At 68.1% G+C, this 13312-nt stretch carries 15 protein-coding genes; 5 read left to right on the forward strand and 10 right to left on the reverse strand.

The genetic code is table 11. From position 1 onward, the window contains the following. Positions 1–4: 4 nt before the first annotated feature. The 5 genes from METUNV1_RS14245 to METUNV1_RS14265 are packed head-to-tail and all read right to left on the reverse strand — an operon-like array spanning position 5 to position 2653. A complete protein-coding gene (locus METUNV1_RS14245) occupies positions 5–994 on the reverse strand; it encodes an NAD(P)H-dependent glycerol-3-phosphate dehydrogenase (RefSeq protein ID WP_008062981.1) in 990 nt (329 codons plus the stop codon). Between the two features lie 16 nt (positions 995–1010). After that, positions 1011–1460, reverse strand: coding sequence for an SH3 domain-containing protein (locus METUNV1_RS14250; protein WP_008062984.1), 450 nt, complete (start codon positions 1458–1460; stop codon positions 1011–1013). After that, positions 1460–1939 (reverse strand): protein-export chaperone SecB, encoded by a 480-nt coding sequence (gene secB, locus METUNV1_RS14255; protein WP_008062986.1) that lies wholly within the window; start codon positions 1937–1939, stop codon positions 1460–1462. Before secB ends, METUNV1_RS14250 begins: the two co-directional genes overlap by 1 nt. 35 nt (positions 1940–1974) lie before the next feature. After that, positions 1975–2232, reverse strand: coding sequence for a glutaredoxin 3 (gene grxC / locus METUNV1_RS14260; RefSeq protein ID WP_008062987.1), 258 nt, complete (start codon positions 2230–2232; stop codon positions 1975–1977). Between the two features lie 4 nt (positions 2233–2236). Then, positions 2237–2653 (reverse strand): rhodanese-like domain-containing protein, encoded by a 417-nt coding sequence (locus METUNV1_RS14265; RefSeq protein WP_008062990.1) that lies wholly within the window; start codon positions 2651–2653, stop codon positions 2237–2239. A 276-nt stretch (positions 2654–2929) separates the two neighbouring features. On the opposite strand from METUNV1_RS14265, the gene gpmA reads away from it, so the two are divergent. Genes gpmA through METUNV1_RS14290 form a run of 5 tightly spaced genes read left to right on the forward strand, consistent with a single transcriptional unit; the run spans position 2930 to position 7741 of the window. Then, positions 2930–3751, forward strand: coding sequence for a 2,3-diphosphoglycerate-dependent phosphoglycerate mutase (gene gpmA / locus METUNV1_RS14270; RefSeq protein WP_008062992.1), 822 nt, complete (start codon positions 2930–2932; stop codon positions 3749–3751). Continuing rightward, positions 3739–4998: a murein hydrolase activator EnvC family protein gene (locus METUNV1_RS14275; RefSeq protein ID WP_232416317.1), complete on the forward strand. Its 1260-nt coding sequence runs from the start codon at positions 3739–3741 to the stop codon at positions 4996–4998. The genes gpmA and METUNV1_RS14275 overlap by 13 nt, the downstream gene beginning before the upstream one ends. A 43-nt stretch (positions 4999–5041) precedes the next feature. Continuing rightward, positions 5042–6427, forward strand: a complete 1386-nt coding sequence (locus tag METUNV1_RS14280; RefSeq protein WP_008062994.1) for a S41 family peptidase — start codon at positions 5042–5044, stop codon at positions 6425–6427. Positions 6428–6471: 44 nt separating this feature from the next. After that, complete coding sequence (locus METUNV1_RS14285; protein WP_008062995.1) at positions 6472–6933, forward strand: hypothetical protein; 462 nt, start codon at positions 6472–6474, stop codon at positions 6931–6933. Positions 6934–6988: 55 nt separating this feature from the next. Beyond that, the gene (locus METUNV1_RS14290; protein ID WP_008062996.1) at positions 6989–7741 is read left to right on the forward strand and encodes a HesA/MoeB/ThiF family protein; all 753 of its coding nucleotides are present in this window, start codon (positions 6989–6991) and stop codon (positions 7739–7741) included. Positions 7742–7789: 48 nt separating this feature from the next. Here the strand turns inward: METUNV1_RS14290 and METUNV1_RS14295 are convergent, their stop codons facing one another. The 5 genes from METUNV1_RS14295 to METUNV1_RS14315 all read right to left on the reverse strand — a co-directional run bounded on the left by METUNV1_RS14295 (position 7790) and on the right by METUNV1_RS14315 (position 13178). Further along, positions 7790–9112 carry an NAD(P)/FAD-dependent oxidoreductase gene (locus tag METUNV1_RS14295; RefSeq protein ID WP_008062997.1) on the reverse strand — a complete coding sequence of 441 codons (1323 nt, stop codon included), beginning with the start codon at positions 9110–9112 and terminating at the stop codon, positions 7790–7792. A 367-nt stretch (positions 9113–9479) separates the two neighbouring features. Then, on the reverse strand, positions 9480–9959 hold the full coding sequence (locus METUNV1_RS14300; RefSeq protein ID WP_008062998.1) for a disulfide bond formation protein B: 480 nt from the start codon (positions 9957–9959) through the stop codon (positions 9480–9482). Positions 9960–10007: 48 nt separating this feature from the next. After that, a complete protein-coding gene (gene hslU, locus METUNV1_RS14305; RefSeq protein ID WP_008062999.1) occupies positions 10008–11330 on the reverse strand; it encodes an ATP-dependent protease ATPase subunit HslU in 1323 nt (440 codons plus the stop codon). A gap of 26 nt (positions 11331–11356) precedes the next feature. Next, positions 11357–11896 carry an ATP-dependent protease subunit HslV gene (hslV, locus tag METUNV1_RS14310; RefSeq protein WP_008063000.1) on the reverse strand — a complete coding sequence of 180 codons (540 nt, stop codon included), beginning with the start codon at positions 11894–11896 and terminating at the stop codon, positions 11357–11359. A gap of 73 nt (positions 11897–11969) precedes the next feature. Next, positions 11970–13178, reverse strand: coding sequence for an STAS domain-containing protein (locus tag METUNV1_RS14315; RefSeq protein ID WP_008063001.1), 1209 nt, complete (start codon positions 13176–13178; stop codon positions 11970–11972). Between the last annotated feature and the right edge of the window lie 134 nt (positions 13179–13312).

Here is a 13312-nt window from a genome sequence, read left to right on the forward strand (position 1 = left end):
GGCCTCAGCCGGCGGTTTCGACCTTGGGGTCGCGCGCCAGCAGCTGCTCGACCGCCTGCGCGGCAGCCAGACGGCCGTCGAGCACCGCCGCCACCGCCTGCGTGATCGGCATATCGACGCCCAGCCGGGTGGCCAGCGCGGCGGCTTCGCGCGCAGTGGGCACGCCTTCGGCGACATGGCCCAGCGTGGCCAGCACTTCGTCCAGCGTACGGCCTTCGGCCAGCAGCAGGCCGACTCGCCGGTTGCGCGACAGGTCGCCGGTACAGGTCAGGATGAGGTCGCCCATGCCGGCCAGACCCATGAAGGTCGCGGTGCGCCCGCCGAGGGCCACGCCGAGGCGGGCGATTTCGGCGAGGCCGCGGGTGATCAGCGCGGCACGGGCGTTCATGCCGAAACCCAGGCCGTCGCACACGCCGGTGGCGATCGCCATCACGTTCTTCACGGCGCCGCCGACCTCGACGCCGGGCAGATCATCGTTGGCGTACAGCCGCAGCCGCGGGCTGTGCAGCGTGCTCACCACTGACTGCGCGAAAGCGAGGTCATCGCTGGCGACGGTGATTGCGGTCGGCTGGCCGCGCGCCACCTCGATCGCGAAACTGGGGCCGCTGAAGGCGCCGCGGGCGACACCCACCGGCAGCAGTTCGCGCGCCACCGCGTGCGGCAGCAGGCCACTGCCCTGTTCGAAGCCCTTGCACGCCCACAGCACCGCCGGCACCGACGACTGCGCGAGGGCGGCCAGCGATGCGCGCAGGCCGGCGATCGGCGTGGCGATCAGCGCCAGTTCGCAGCCGGCCAGCGCGGCGGACAGGTCTTCGTGGATGGAAACGGACGCGGGCAGCGCGATGCCCGGCAGCAGACGCTCGTTGCAGCCGCTCGCCCGCATCTCTGCGGCGTGACCCTCGTCGCGGGTCCACAGCCTGACCTCATGATCGGCCGCATAGGCGACCGCGAGCGCGGTGCCCCAGGCACCGGCGCCGAGTATGCAGAGTTTCATGCGACGTGGAGGGGCGTCACAGCCCCCATACCTGGCTGATGCGGACATAGCCGCTCTGGCCGTCGCGGTGCTTCACCCGCGCCCAGCCGGCCGGCGCCTGCTCGTTGAGCAGCGGCTCCAGCAGCACCCGGCGCTCGGCTTCGAACACCAGCGGCGCGGCGTCTTCAGGCCGGGCGAGCACGCGCGCCTTTTCCGCGGTCACGATGACCGAGCGCTGCGGCGACAGGGCGGACGACTCCACCCAGGCCAGCATGCCGCCCGGTTCGCGCACCTTGACCCAGCCGGCCTGGGTGCGCACGACTTCGACCGGCGTCTGGCGCGCGATCACGTACTGCTGGCGCGCCTGCTTCGACGGCGCGTCGTACAGCACGGCCACGTCGGCAAGCGAGCGGTATTCGAGCCCCGCCGCCAGGGCGGCGGGTGCAAGGGCGACGGCGGCGAGCGCCGCCAGCGCGAGACGCTTCATCACTGGACCGTGGGCGCGCCGTTCTGGGCCTGGTCGGCCTGGGCACGCTGCTGGTACAGCGCTTCGAAGTTCACCGGAGCCAGCACCACCGGCGGGAAGCCGGCGCGGTTCACCGCGTCCGACACGCTTTCGCGGGCGTACGGGAACAGGATGTTCGGGCAGGCGATGCCGAGGATGGGCTGCAGGTCTTCCTGCGGCACGTTGCGGATCTGGAAGATGCCGGCCTGACGCACCTCGACCAGGAACATGGTCTTTTCAGCGATCTTGGCGGTCACGGTGACGGTCAGCGTCACGTCGTACACGCCGTCCTGCACCGCCTTGCCCTCGGTCTGCAGCTGGATCTGCACGTTCGGGTTGTCGCGCGTCAGGAAGATTTCCGGCGCATTCGGCACTTCGATCGACAGGTCCTTCACATAGACCTTCTCGATCGAGAACACCGGGCCCTGGGGCTGTTGGGGTTGCACTGCTTCGTCGGCCATATCTCTATTCTCGGTGGGTGATGAACGCCGCAGGGTCAGCCCTGCAGCAGCGGATCCAGCTTGCCTTCGCGGTCGAGCGCGTGCAGTTCGTCGCACCCGCCCACATGGAAGTCGTCGATGTAGATCTGCGGCACGGTACGCCGGCCGGTTTTCTCCATCATTTCAGCGCGGCGCGACGGGTCTTCGTCGACGCGCACCTTTTCGATGTCGGTCACGCCCTTGGCGGCAAGCAGCCGCTCGGCCCGCACGCAGTACGGGCAGTAGGCGCTGGTGTACATCAGCACATGGGCCATGGCATCACTTCTTGGTCAGCGGCAGCCCGGCCTGTTCCCAGGCACCGATGCCGCCATCGAGCGCGAACACCTTGTCGAAACCGGCCTTGCGCAGCGTCGAACAGGCGCTGGCCGAACGATGGCCGCTGGCGCAGACGACGATGAGCGGGCGCTCCTTGAATTTCTCCAGATCGGCCAGCTTGGACTCGACCTGACCGGACGGGATGTGACGCGAACCGGCGATGCGGCCGGTGGCCCATTCGGCCTGTTCGCGCACGTCGATCACCTGTGCGTCCTCGCGGTTGATCAGCTGGGTGGCCTGGGCCGGCGACACGCGCGGGCCGGAGGTTTTCTGGCGCAGCGTCATCACGATCAGGGCAATGCCGCTGCCAAGCGCGGTGATGGCCCAGATGTAGTTGTTGTTCTGAGTGAGGAAATCCATGGGAAGGAGAGGCTGGAGCAGTGTGGGCGGGGCAGTCCGGGGCTGGAAACGGCCTCCTGTAACGGGGTCCGCATCATCACCGGGAACGGCTCATCCGGCAACGGCCGGATTGCAAGCTGTCATGTCCGGGCCAATTTTTACCGGGCCGCGCGTTGCGTTTTCTGGGAAAATGCGCATTTTAGCCCAAGCGCGGTCCGTCCACCTGCAGACCACGAGTCCGCAGTGCAGCACGTCTCACCGGGGCGTCGCGCGTCACACACATAGCCCACCCGAAATATGTACAAGCTCGTTCTGCTGCGCCACGGCGAATCCGTCTGGAACAAGGAAAACCGCTTCACCGGCTGGACCGACGTCGGTCTGACCGACAAAGGTGAAATCGAGGCCCGCGAAGCCGGCCGTCTGCTCAACCGCGAAGGCTACCGCTTCGACGTCGCCTTCACCTCGGTGCTCAAGCGCGCCAACAAGACGCTGTACGTCGCGCTCGAACAGCTGAATCTGATGTGGATCCCGATCCGCCCGACCTGGCGTCTGAACGAACGCCACTACGGCGCGCTGCAGGGCCTGAACAAGGCGCAGACCGCGCAGAAGTTCGGCGAGGAACAGGTGCTGGTGTGGCGCCGTTCCTACGACACCCCGCCGCCGGCGCTGGAAGAGGACGATCCGCGCCTGGACCGCAAGAACCCGCGTTACGCCGAAGTGCCGGACGCGGAATTCCCGCGCACCGAATGCCTGAAGGACACCGTGGCCCGCGTCATCCCGTTCTGGGACGCCGAGATCGCGCCGCAGATCAAGGCCGGCAAGAACGTGCTCATCGTCGCTCACGGCAACAGCCTGCGCGCACTGATCAAGTATCTGGACAACGTGTCGGAACAGGACATCCTGGGCCTGAACATTCCGACCGCCCAGCCGCTGGTGTATGAGCTGGACGAAAACCTGAAGCCCACCCGCCATTACTACCTCGGCGACCAGGAAGCGATCCGCGCCGCCATTGACGCGGTGGCCAACCAGAGCCGTGCGGTGCCGCAGCGCCAGCGTCCGCCGATCCCGGAAACCGAAGAGCCGCAATCGGCCGAACAGCGCGCACCGTGGATGGAGTGAAGGGCTGGCTGATCCGGGCGCTGCTGTGTGCGCTGCCCGGAGCCGCCCTTGCCGAGCGCGCAGTCCAGCCCGGACCGGACCAGCTGCGCGCTCTGCAGCAGCGCATGGAGGCGCTGCGCGATGAACTGAACCAGTCGGAAAGCGCCCACCGCGAAGCCCGCGACGAGCTGCGCAGCTCGGAGAAGGCGATTTCCGACGCCGCGCGCGCGCTGCGCGACATCAGCGACCGCCGCAAGGCGGTGGAAGCCCGTCTGGCCGACATCCGGCGTGAGGTCGCCGACGGCGAAAGCCGGCTGCGCACCCAGCAGGAGCAGCTGGCCCGCCTGCTGCGCGGCCACCAGCGCGCCGGCGAAGCCGACGCGCTGCGTCACCTGCTGTCCGGCACCGACCCCAACCAGAGCGCACGCGATCTGCACTATCTGCGCAGCCTGTCGAAAAGCCAGCTGCGGCTGATGGACGAGCACCGCGCCACGCTGGCGCGGCAGCGCGAACTGCTGGCCGCCCAGGATGCACAGCTGGAAGAGCTGCGCACGCTGGAAGAGGGGCGGGAACGCGAACGCCGGACACTGCAGGCCGAGCACGACGTGCGCCGCAGGGTGCTGGACCGCATCGCCGGCCAGCTGCGCAGCGAACGCAAGGAATTGGCCCAGCTCAAGCGCGACGAAGCGCGATTGGGCCGGCTGGTCGAATCGCTGTCACGCCGCAGCGTCCGCACACCGGCACGCCCCGCCACGCAGCCCGCCAGCCCCACCACACCGGCCGGAGAGGACACCCCGGTCAGCGCCACCCCGCCGCGCGGACGCGAAGCCAGCGGCCCCGTGGTGCAGTCGGTGCCGGTGGATCACGGCGGGGTCGCCTTCACGAAACTGCGCGGGCGCCTGCCCTGGCCCGCCACCGGAGAACTTGCGCGCCGCTTCGGTGCCCAAGGCGCCGATGGGGGTACACCACTGCGCGGCATCTTCATCCGCGCAGCGTCCGGCGACGTGAAGGCGGTCGCCGCCGGTACCGTGGTGTTCGCTGACTGGCTGCGCGGGTTCGGCAACCTGGTCATCGTCGACCACGGCGATCACTATCTGAGCATCTATGGCAACAACGAAGCGGTGCTGAAAACCGTCGGCAGCGCGGTACGCGCCGGCGAGGTGATCGCTTCGGTCGGCGCCAGCGGTGGGGCTTCGGAATCGGGTTTATACTTTGAATTGAGGCATCAGGGACAGGCGCTCGACCCGCTCAAATGGGTTGCGCAGTAAAGGTTTCAGCCGGTCCGGGCCATCATTTTCGCGGAGTGCATCGATGCAGAAGAAGTTGCAGCAAACCGGGCTGGTCTTGATCGGACTGTGCGCCGGCGTACTGCTCAGCCTGAATTTCTCCGCCAACGCGAACAAGACGCCGGGCTCCACGCTGCCGGTCGAGGAGCTTCGCCAGTTCGCCGACGTGCTCAACGCGGTGAAATCCGGCTATGTCGAGCCGGTCGATGACAAGAAGCTCATCACGCACGCGATCAGCGGCATGCTGTCCGGGCTCGACCCGCACTCGGCCTATCTCGACCAGGACGCGTTCAAGGACCTGCAGGCCGGCACCCAGGGTGAATTCGGCGGTCTCGGCATCGAGGTCGGCATGGAAGACGGCTTCGTCAAGGTCGTTTCGCCGATCGAGGACACGCCCGCCTTCCGCGCCGGCATCAAGGCCGGCGACCTCATCATCAAGCTGGACGACACTTCGACCAAGGGCCTGACCCTGGGCGACGCGGTCAAGCGCATGCGCGGCAAGCCGGCCACCAGCATCCGGCTGACCATCGCGCGCAAGGGTGAAACCAAGCCGCTCGAAGTCACGCTGACCCGCGAAATCATCAAGGTGCAGTCGGTGAAGTCCAAGCTGGTCGAACCGGGCTATGGCTACCTGCGCCTGACCCAGTTCCAGGAAGCCAGTGCCGAGGACATCGCCAAGCACATCGGCCGGCTGTACAAGGACGGCGAACTGAAGGGGCTGGTGCTGGATCTGCGCAACGACCCGGGTGGCCTGCTGCACGGCGCGGTCGGCGTGTCCGCCGCCTTCCTGCCGCCGAAGGCACTGGTGGTGTCCACCGACGGCCGCACCGAGGACGCCAAGCGTCGCTTCATCGCCGCGCCGGAAGACTATCTGCGCGGTTCGCGCGAAGACTTCCTGGCCACGCTGCCGGCCGGCGTCAAGACCGTGCCGATGGTGGTGCTGGTGAATTCGGGCTCGGCCTCGGCGTCGGAAATCGTGGCCGGCGCGCTGCAGGATCACAAGCGGGCGGTCATCATGGGTACCCAGACCTTCGGCAAGGGCTCGGTGCAGACCATCATGCCGCTGGCCAACAACACCGCGATCAAGCTCACCACCGCGCGCTACTACACGCCGAACGGCCGCTCCATCCAGGCCAAGGGCATCGTGCCGGACATCGTGGTGGAAGAATCGGCCAACGGCTCGGGCGGCGGCATACGCCTGCGCGAAGCCGATCTGGACCGCCACCTCGGCAACGACAAGGAACCGGAGGAATCGGTGGCGAAACCGGCGGCAGGCAAGGTCAAGCCGGCGCGGGACGATGACGAAGATGCCAAGCCGGCAGCGCCGTTCGAATTCGCCACCGGTTCTGACTACCAGTTCACGCAGGCGCTGAACCTGCTGAAAGGTCTGCAGATCATCCAGAAGAACTGAGGTCGGGCCGCCCGGCGGCCGGGACCGGATGCAGGAGCTGAACCATGGTCGCACATGCCAGCCAGCGTCGTTTCGGCCGCGAGCACCGCGCGCCGCGCAAGCCCGGTTACGGCCCCCAGGCGGGGCTGATGAAGCACCGCGAACTGCGCCTGTGCCGGCGCTGTCCGCGCGGCGCCGACGATGCACTCGAGCTGATCAAGCGCCTTGACCGCGTCGTGGTGACCGGCCAGCGCGAGCGCGTGATCGCGATCGAATACAGCCTGGCCGACCACAGCTTCCGCAGCATAGAGCGGGCACTGCGCCGGGAGGGCTTCCAGCTCGACCGCTCGATCGGCATGCGGCTCATTCGCGCCGTGCTCTACTTCTGCGAGGACACCCAGCTGCGCAACCTCAGGCAGCCCGAGCGGCTGATCAAGAAATCGAACGAAATCTACGTGCAGGCCTGGGAACACCACCCGCACGGCGACCACGACGACACTCCGAGCGAACTGCGCGAATACCGCTGAGCGCGCCGCCCCACCGCCATATTCGCCGCCCGCACCGCAGGCGGCCACAGTCCTCATGAACGACCAGCAACTGCTGCGCTACAGCCGCCACATCCTGCTCGACCCGATAGGCATCGAAGGCCAGGACCGCCTGCTCGGTTCGCGCGCCCTCATCGTCGGCGCCGGCGGCCTCGGCTGCCCGTCCGCCCTCTACCTCGCCGCGGCCGGCGTCGGCACGCTGGTCATCGTCGACGACGACGAGGTCGACATGACCAATCTGCAGCGGCAGATCCTGCACCGTGAGCAGTCGGTCGGCCGCGCCAAGGTGGATTCGGCGCGCGATGCGCTGCATGACATCAATCCGGGTACCGAAGTGATTGCGCTGAAGCAGCGGCTGGCCGGCGACGCTCTGCTGGAACAGGTGGCGGCGGCGGACGTGGTGCTGGACTGCAGCGACAACTTCGCCACCCGTCACGCGATCAACCGCGCATGCGTGGCCACCCGCACGCCGCTGGTGTCGGGTGCGGCCATCCGCTTCGACGGTCAGGTGGCGGTGTTCGACAGCCGCGAGCCGAACGCGCCCTGCTATCACTGCCTGTTTCCGGAAGGCGGCGAATCGGAGGAGGTGCGCTGCGCGGTCATGGGCGTATTCGCGCCGCTGACCGGCATCATCGGCACGGTGCAGGCGGCCGAAGCACTGAAGATCCTGGCGCAGACCGGCCGCACCCTGGCCGGCCGCCTGCTGCTGCTCGACGCGCTCGGCATGGAGTGGCGCAGCATCGCGTTGCCGCGCGACCCGGGCTGCGCCGTCTGCGGCGAGGGGGCCTGAACCCCTGGCCCCTAGCCCCTAGCCCCTAGCCCCTAGCCCCTAGAAAGGCTAGTGCAGCTTCACGTGCGGCTCGGTGCTCTGCTTGATGAAGCGGGCCACCGCGTCGAGCGAGCTCTTGACCCAGCCGTGCAGCGCGATCTGGTGCATCTGGTAGAGCGAGCGGTACATCATGCGCGCCACCAGACCTTCGATGAACATGCTGCCGCCGACCACGCCGCCCATCAGATTGCCGGTCGCGCCGCTCTTGCCCAGCGACACCAGCGAACCGAAGTCCTTGTAGCGGAAGGGGCCCGGGTCGCCCTTGCCTTCCAGCCGCATGGCGAAAATCTTCACCAGATAGCTGGCCTGCTGGTGGGCCGCCTGCGCGCGCGGCGGAATCGTGCCTTCGCCGCCCAGCCACTGACAGGCCGCGCAGTCGCCGAAGGCGTAGATGTCCGGATCGTGCGTGGTGACCAGATGGTCGTCCACCACCAGCTGGTTGATGCGGTTCGATTCCAGCCCGCCGAAGCCGGACAGCATGTTCGGCGCCTTGATGCCAGCCGCCCACACCATGAGGTCGGCGCGCACGAATTCGCCGCCCGGAGTGGCCAGACCGTCCGGGCGCACTTCGCTGACCCGCACCGAGGTGCGCACGTCGATGCCCATGTCGCGCAGCAGCTTTTCGGCCGAGGCCGAAATGCGCGCCGGCAGCGCAGGCAGCACCCGGTCCGCCGCCTCGATCAGCGTGATGCGCACGTCCTGACGCGGATCCATGCTGTGCACGCCGAAGGCGCGCAGCACCTTGCTGGTGTGGCGCAGTTCGGCCGACAGTTCGACGCCGGTGGCGCCGGCGCCGATGATGGCGATCGACACCTCGTGCGGCTCGCCGCGCTCCGCACGCGCGTCCGCACGCATGCAGGCGGCCACCAGCTTTTGGCGGAAGCGCTCGGCGTCGTGCGTGGTGTCCAGCGCCATCGTGTGCTCTTCCGCGCCCGGAATGCCGAAGGTATTCACCGTGCTGCCGACGGCGATCACCAGGTAGTCGTAATGCAGCTCGCGCTCCGGCAGCATGGGCTCACCGTCGAAGTCGGCCACCGCCTCGATGTGCAGGGTCTTGCGGGCGCGGTCGATGGCGGTCATGCGACCGAGCTGGAACTCGAAACTGTGCCAGCGCGCCTGCGCGACGTATTCAAGACGGTGCATGTGCATGTCCATGCGACCTGCCGCCACCTCGTGAAGGTGCGGCTTCCAGATGTGGATGGGCGAGGCGTCGACCAGCACGATGTCGGCCAGCCCCTTGGCGCCATAGCGGTCGCCCAGCTGGGTAACCAGTTCGAGGCCGCCGGCGCCACCGCCGACCACCACGATCACGGGCTTCTTGGAATTGTTCATGATCTCCTCAGACCTTGGGCGTATTCGAAATAGGTTTTGTCATTGCGCCGGCATTTGAGGGCATTCAGGTCAGGGCGTCCGGGCGGACGCCCTCATGCACCGCGGGGGCGAGGCGGGCAGAAGGCCAGTCGGGCAGCGGACTGCACGGCTGTCCGGAGGGCACGGCATGACGCTGTGCGCACGGTCCTCTCCGTGGCGCGCCATGCCGGAACCTGTCCTGAACACATCTCCGGGCCGTCTGATGCGGCCTGGGTCCGCCCTGCACGGGAGCGGACGGTGCATTCTGCTACAGCACCCGGTGCTTGTGCAGGCCGGGCGCGCTGGCGGGAGCGGGTGTCATCGAGGCGGAACAGTCTCCGCCGGCTTTTCAGGCGCGGCGCAACGAAAGCAGCACAGCCACCACGGTCAGCACCGCCAGCCACAGCAGCGACCACTCCGGAATGTCGAGACCGAGGATGGGCGGGAGCTTGGCGCCGCAGGTGCCGTCAGCGAAGAAGGCCTGGGGCAGCCACTGCGCCGGCGGCAGGCTGTTGACGAAGTCCTCGACCGGATCGAGACCACAGCTCACCGACGGGTTGTAGAGCACATATACGTGCCGGCCGGCGACCGCGGCACCCAGCGCCGCCACCAGCCCGGCCGCCCACAGGCCGCTGCGCGCGAGCGGCCCGCCGAAAAGGCCGCTCAGCAGGAAGAACACGCCGGCGCCGACGAAGGCGTAGCGCTGCAGGATGCACAGCGGGCAGGGCGCCAGCTGCTCGACGTGCTGCAGCCACAGCGCGAAGGCCACCAGGCCGAAACAGACATAGGACAGCAGGAAGTACAGGCGCGTACGGACAAGAGGCGTCATCGTGTTCTCGTTATCGTTGCGTAAGGGGGCTGCGCGGCGCGGACAGGCTCAGAGCACGTAGCGTGCGAGGTCCTCGCTGCGGGAAAGTTCGCCCAGACGGCTGTCAACATAGGCGCCGTCTATGGTCACGGTGCGACTGTGCTGACCGGCGTCGAAGGACACTTCTTCCAGCAGCTTTTCCATCACCGTGTGCAGCCGGCGCGCGCCGATGTTCTCGGTGCGCTCGTTCACCGACCACGCCACTTCGGCCAGCCGGCGTATGCCGTCCGGCGCGAATTCCAGCGTGACGCCATCGGTCGCCAGCAGCGCGGCGTACTGGCGGGTCAGACAGGCATCGGTCGCGGTCAGGATGCGCTCGAAATCGTCCACCGACAGCGATTCCAGCTCCACCCGGATCGGGAAGCGGCCCTGCAGTTCCGGAATCAGGTCGCTCGGCCGCGACAGGTGGAAGGCGCCGCTGGCGATGAACAGGATGTGGTCGGTCTTCACCATGCCGTACTTGGTGGTGATCGTGGTGCCTTCGACCAGCGGCAGCAGGTCGCGCTGCACGCCCTGACGCGACACGTCGGCGCCGCCGTGGTCCGAACGCGACGCCACCTTGTCGATCTCGTCCAGGAACACGATGCCGTGCTGCTCGACCGCGGCCAGCGCCTGCTGCTTCACCTCGTCCTCGTTGACCAGGCGCGCCGCCTCTTCGTCGGCCAGCGCGCGCATCGCCTCGCGTATGGTCATCTTGCGGCTGCGTCGGCGCTGCGTGCCCATGTTCTGGAACATCGACTGCAGCTGGCCGGTCAGCTCCTCCATGCCGGGCGGGGTCAGGATTTCCATCGACGCCGGCGCCACCGCCAGTTCGATGTCGATTTCCTTGCCGTCCAGTTCGCCTTCGCGCAGCTTCTTGCGAAATTTCTGGCGCGTACCGCTCTCGTCGGCCGCCGCCGCATCGGCGCCGAAACCGACCGGGCGGGCCGGCGGCAGCAGCACGTCGAGAATGCGGTCTTCGGCCGCGTCCTCGGCGCGGGTGCGCACCGCCTTCATCGCGCGCTCGCGCAGGTCCTTGATCGCGATCTCGACCAGATCGCGGATGATGGTGTCGACGTCGCGGCCGACATAGCCCACTTCGGTGAACTTGGTCGCTTCCACCTTGATGAAGGGCGCGTTCGCCAGCCGCGCCAGCCGGCGCGCGATTTCGGTCTTGCCGACACCGGTCGGGCCGATCATCAGGATGTTCTTGGGCGTGATTTCGGTGCGCAGCGGCTCGGCCACCTGGGCGCGGCGCCAGCGGTTGCGCAGCGCCACCGCGACCGAACGCTTGGCCTGCTGCTGACCGACGATGTGCTTGTCCAGTTCGGACACGATTTCGGACGGGGTCATGACTTGTGCGGATGCGGACACGGTATTCACCACTCCAGGGTTTCGATGGTGTGGCTGTGATTGGTGTAGATGCACAGGTCGCCGGCAATCCCCAGCGACTTGGACACCACCTCGTTCGCCGGCAGGTCGGTGTTCTCGACCAGCGCGCGGGCGGCCGACTGGGCATAGGCACCGCCGGAGCCGATGGCCACGATGCCGCCTTCAGGCTCCAGCACGTCGCCGTTGCCGGTGATGATGAGCGAGGACTCGCGGTCGGCCACCGCCAGCATGGCTTCGAGCCGGCGCAGCATGCGGTCGGTGCGCCAGTCCTTGGCCAGTTCGACCGCGCTGCGCACCAGATGGCCCTGATGCTTTTCCAGCTTGGCTTCGAAGCGCTCGAACAGCGTGAAGGCGTCGGCGGTGCCGCCGGCGAATCCGGCGAGGATGCGGCCCTGATAGAGCCGGCGCACCTTGCGCGCGGTGCCCTTCACGACGATGTTGCCGAGCGTGACCTGACCGTCGCCGCCGAGGGCGACCTGATTGGGGCGACGCACCGACAGGATGGTGGTGCCGTGATACTGTTCCATGGCGATTCCCGAAAAGACCTGAAAGCAGCCGGGCGCGCCTCATGCGGCGCCGCGCACGGCAGGGCGGATGGTGTCAGAAACGCCGCTGCTGGATTTCCGCGACCGCGGCGACACCGATCAGCAGCAGCAGCGCGGCCACCATGGGCCGCACATCGACCAGCCGCGGTTGCCGGCCGGTGGCCTGTACCGCGGTGATCACGTTGAACAGCAGGCCGGCGCTGATGAAATCCATCCGGCGCAGGTCCGAACAATCGACCTTCATCAGCCCCTGCGGCAGGTCGGCCTGCTGCAGCACCGCGAAGGCATCCTGACGAGCGCCGACGATCTCCCCGCGCAGCGCGATCGGACCGCCGCAGACCGGCTGTGCCGTCTCGGCCGCCGGCGGTACCAGCGCCGAGGCGACCCAGCGCGCGTCCCAGGACGGCGGCGACAGTTCGAAGGTGATCGCGTACTGGATGGCGAATTCCTCGAAGTTCGCCTCGTCACCGAGCTGCTGCAGCGTTTCCAGATAGAGCAGCCACTGCGCCGGCCCCTCGGCCTGACCCGGCACCACGCGCGGTGCCAGCAGGTCGCGCAGGCCGGCCGCGCTGAGCATGGCGACGCCATGGCCGCGCCGGCGCACGTCGGTCAGTACGTCCAGCAGCAGGCGGGCGCCGTCCTCGTCGACTTCGTGCAGACGCGCCAGATCCAGCCGCACGACCGGTGCCTTGGCACTGAGGCGCTCGATCTGCGAAATCGAGGGCTGGCTGGCCGCGGTCAGCTTGCCGGACAGCGTGAGCGTGGGCGGGCCGCCGCAGGCACCGCCGGACGGCGTGGCCGGCCAGGTCGGCGCCGAACGTTCGAAGCGTTCGGCATAGGCCAGCGCGTGCGCCTCGAAGGCATCGATGCGGCCGAGCGCGTGGCACAGATCGAACAGCATGGCCCACACCTGTTCGGTGGAGTTGCCCAGTTCGTCGAAGGTGGCCTTTTCCAGCACCGACAGCGCGGCCTCGTCGTCACCGTTGGCGAACAGCATGGCCGCTTCCTCGACCACCGGATGCAGACCGCTGGATACGTCGCGCACCTCGAGTTCGCCCTTGCCGGTGCGGCGGGCGCCGTCGAGCGGGTCCTTCGATACGAAATCGAGCGAAATCAGCCCGGCGGACGACGGCGCCACGCTGCTGGCGAAGCCGGTGTCCGGCGCACGGCTGGCCGGCACCGCGGAAGGCGCGGCGGGACGGGCCGGCTTCCGGGTTTCGACCTGCGGCGTCGCAGGGGTTTTCTTGAAGAAGGAAAAAGCCACGGGTGCGTCGGGTTGCGTGCCGGTGCGGCTCGGACAGCCGGGCGGCAGTTAAGTGCATATGAACCGTCACTTTACCTGCCAAACCGGGGGCGACGCATCCCCCAGATGTATCAGGCGGCATCCGCCGCCCGGCC

The sequence above is a fragment of the Methyloversatilis universalis FAM5 genome (assembly GCF_000214035.2).
GTDB classification, from domain to species: domain Bacteria; phylum Pseudomonadota; class Gammaproteobacteria; order Burkholderiales; family Rhodocyclaceae; genus Methyloversatilis; species Methyloversatilis universalis.

Coding starts and splice junctions, on each gene's coding strand:
- METUNV1_RS14265 (WP_008062990.1), bottom strand. CDS start 2,653: ATGGATTTCCTCACTCAGAACAACAACTACATCTGGGCCATCACCGCG.
- METUNV1_RS14245 (WP_008062981.1), bottom strand. CDS start 994: ATGAAACTCTGCATACTCGGCGCCGGTGCCTGGGGCACCGCGCTCGCG.
- METUNV1_RS14290 (WP_008062996.1), top strand. CDS start 6,989: ATGAACGACCAGCAACTGCTGCGCTACAGCCGCCACATCCTGCTCGAC.
- METUNV1_RS14250 (WP_008062984.1), bottom strand. CDS start 1,460: ATGAAGCGTCTCGCGCTGGCGGCGCTCGCCGCCGTCGCCCTTGCACCC.
- METUNV1_RS14295 (WP_008062997.1), bottom strand. CDS start 9,112: ATGAACAATTCCAAGAAGCCCGTGATCGTGGTGGTCGGCGGTGGCGCC.
- METUNV1_RS14300 (WP_008062998.1), bottom strand. CDS start 9,959: ATGACGCCTCTTGTCCGTACGCGCCTGTACTTCCTGCTGTCCTATGTC.
- METUNV1_RS14280 (WP_008062994.1), top strand. CDS start 5,042: ATGCAGAAGAAGTTGCAGCAAACCGGGCTGGTCTTGATCGGACTGTGC.
- hslV (WP_008063000.1), bottom strand. CDS start 11,896: ATGGAACAGTATCACGGCACCACCATCCTGTCGGTGCGTCGCCCCAAT.
- METUNV1_RS14285 (WP_008062995.1), top strand. CDS start 6,472: ATGGTCGCACATGCCAGCCAGCGTCGTTTCGGCCGCGAGCACCGCGCG.
- grxC (WP_008062987.1), bottom strand. CDS start 2,232: ATGGCCCATGTGCTGATGTACACCAGCGCCTACTGCCCGTACTGCGTG.
- secB (WP_008062986.1), bottom strand. CDS start 1,939: ATGGCCGACGAAGCAGTGCAACCCCAACAGCCCCAGGGCCCGGTGTTC.
- gpmA (WP_008062992.1), top strand. CDS start 2,930: ATGTACAAGCTCGTTCTGCTGCGCCACGGCGAATCCGTCTGGAACAAG.
- hslU (WP_008062999.1), bottom strand. CDS start 11,330: ATGACCCCGTCCGAAATCGTGTCCGAACTGGACAAGCACATCGTCGGT.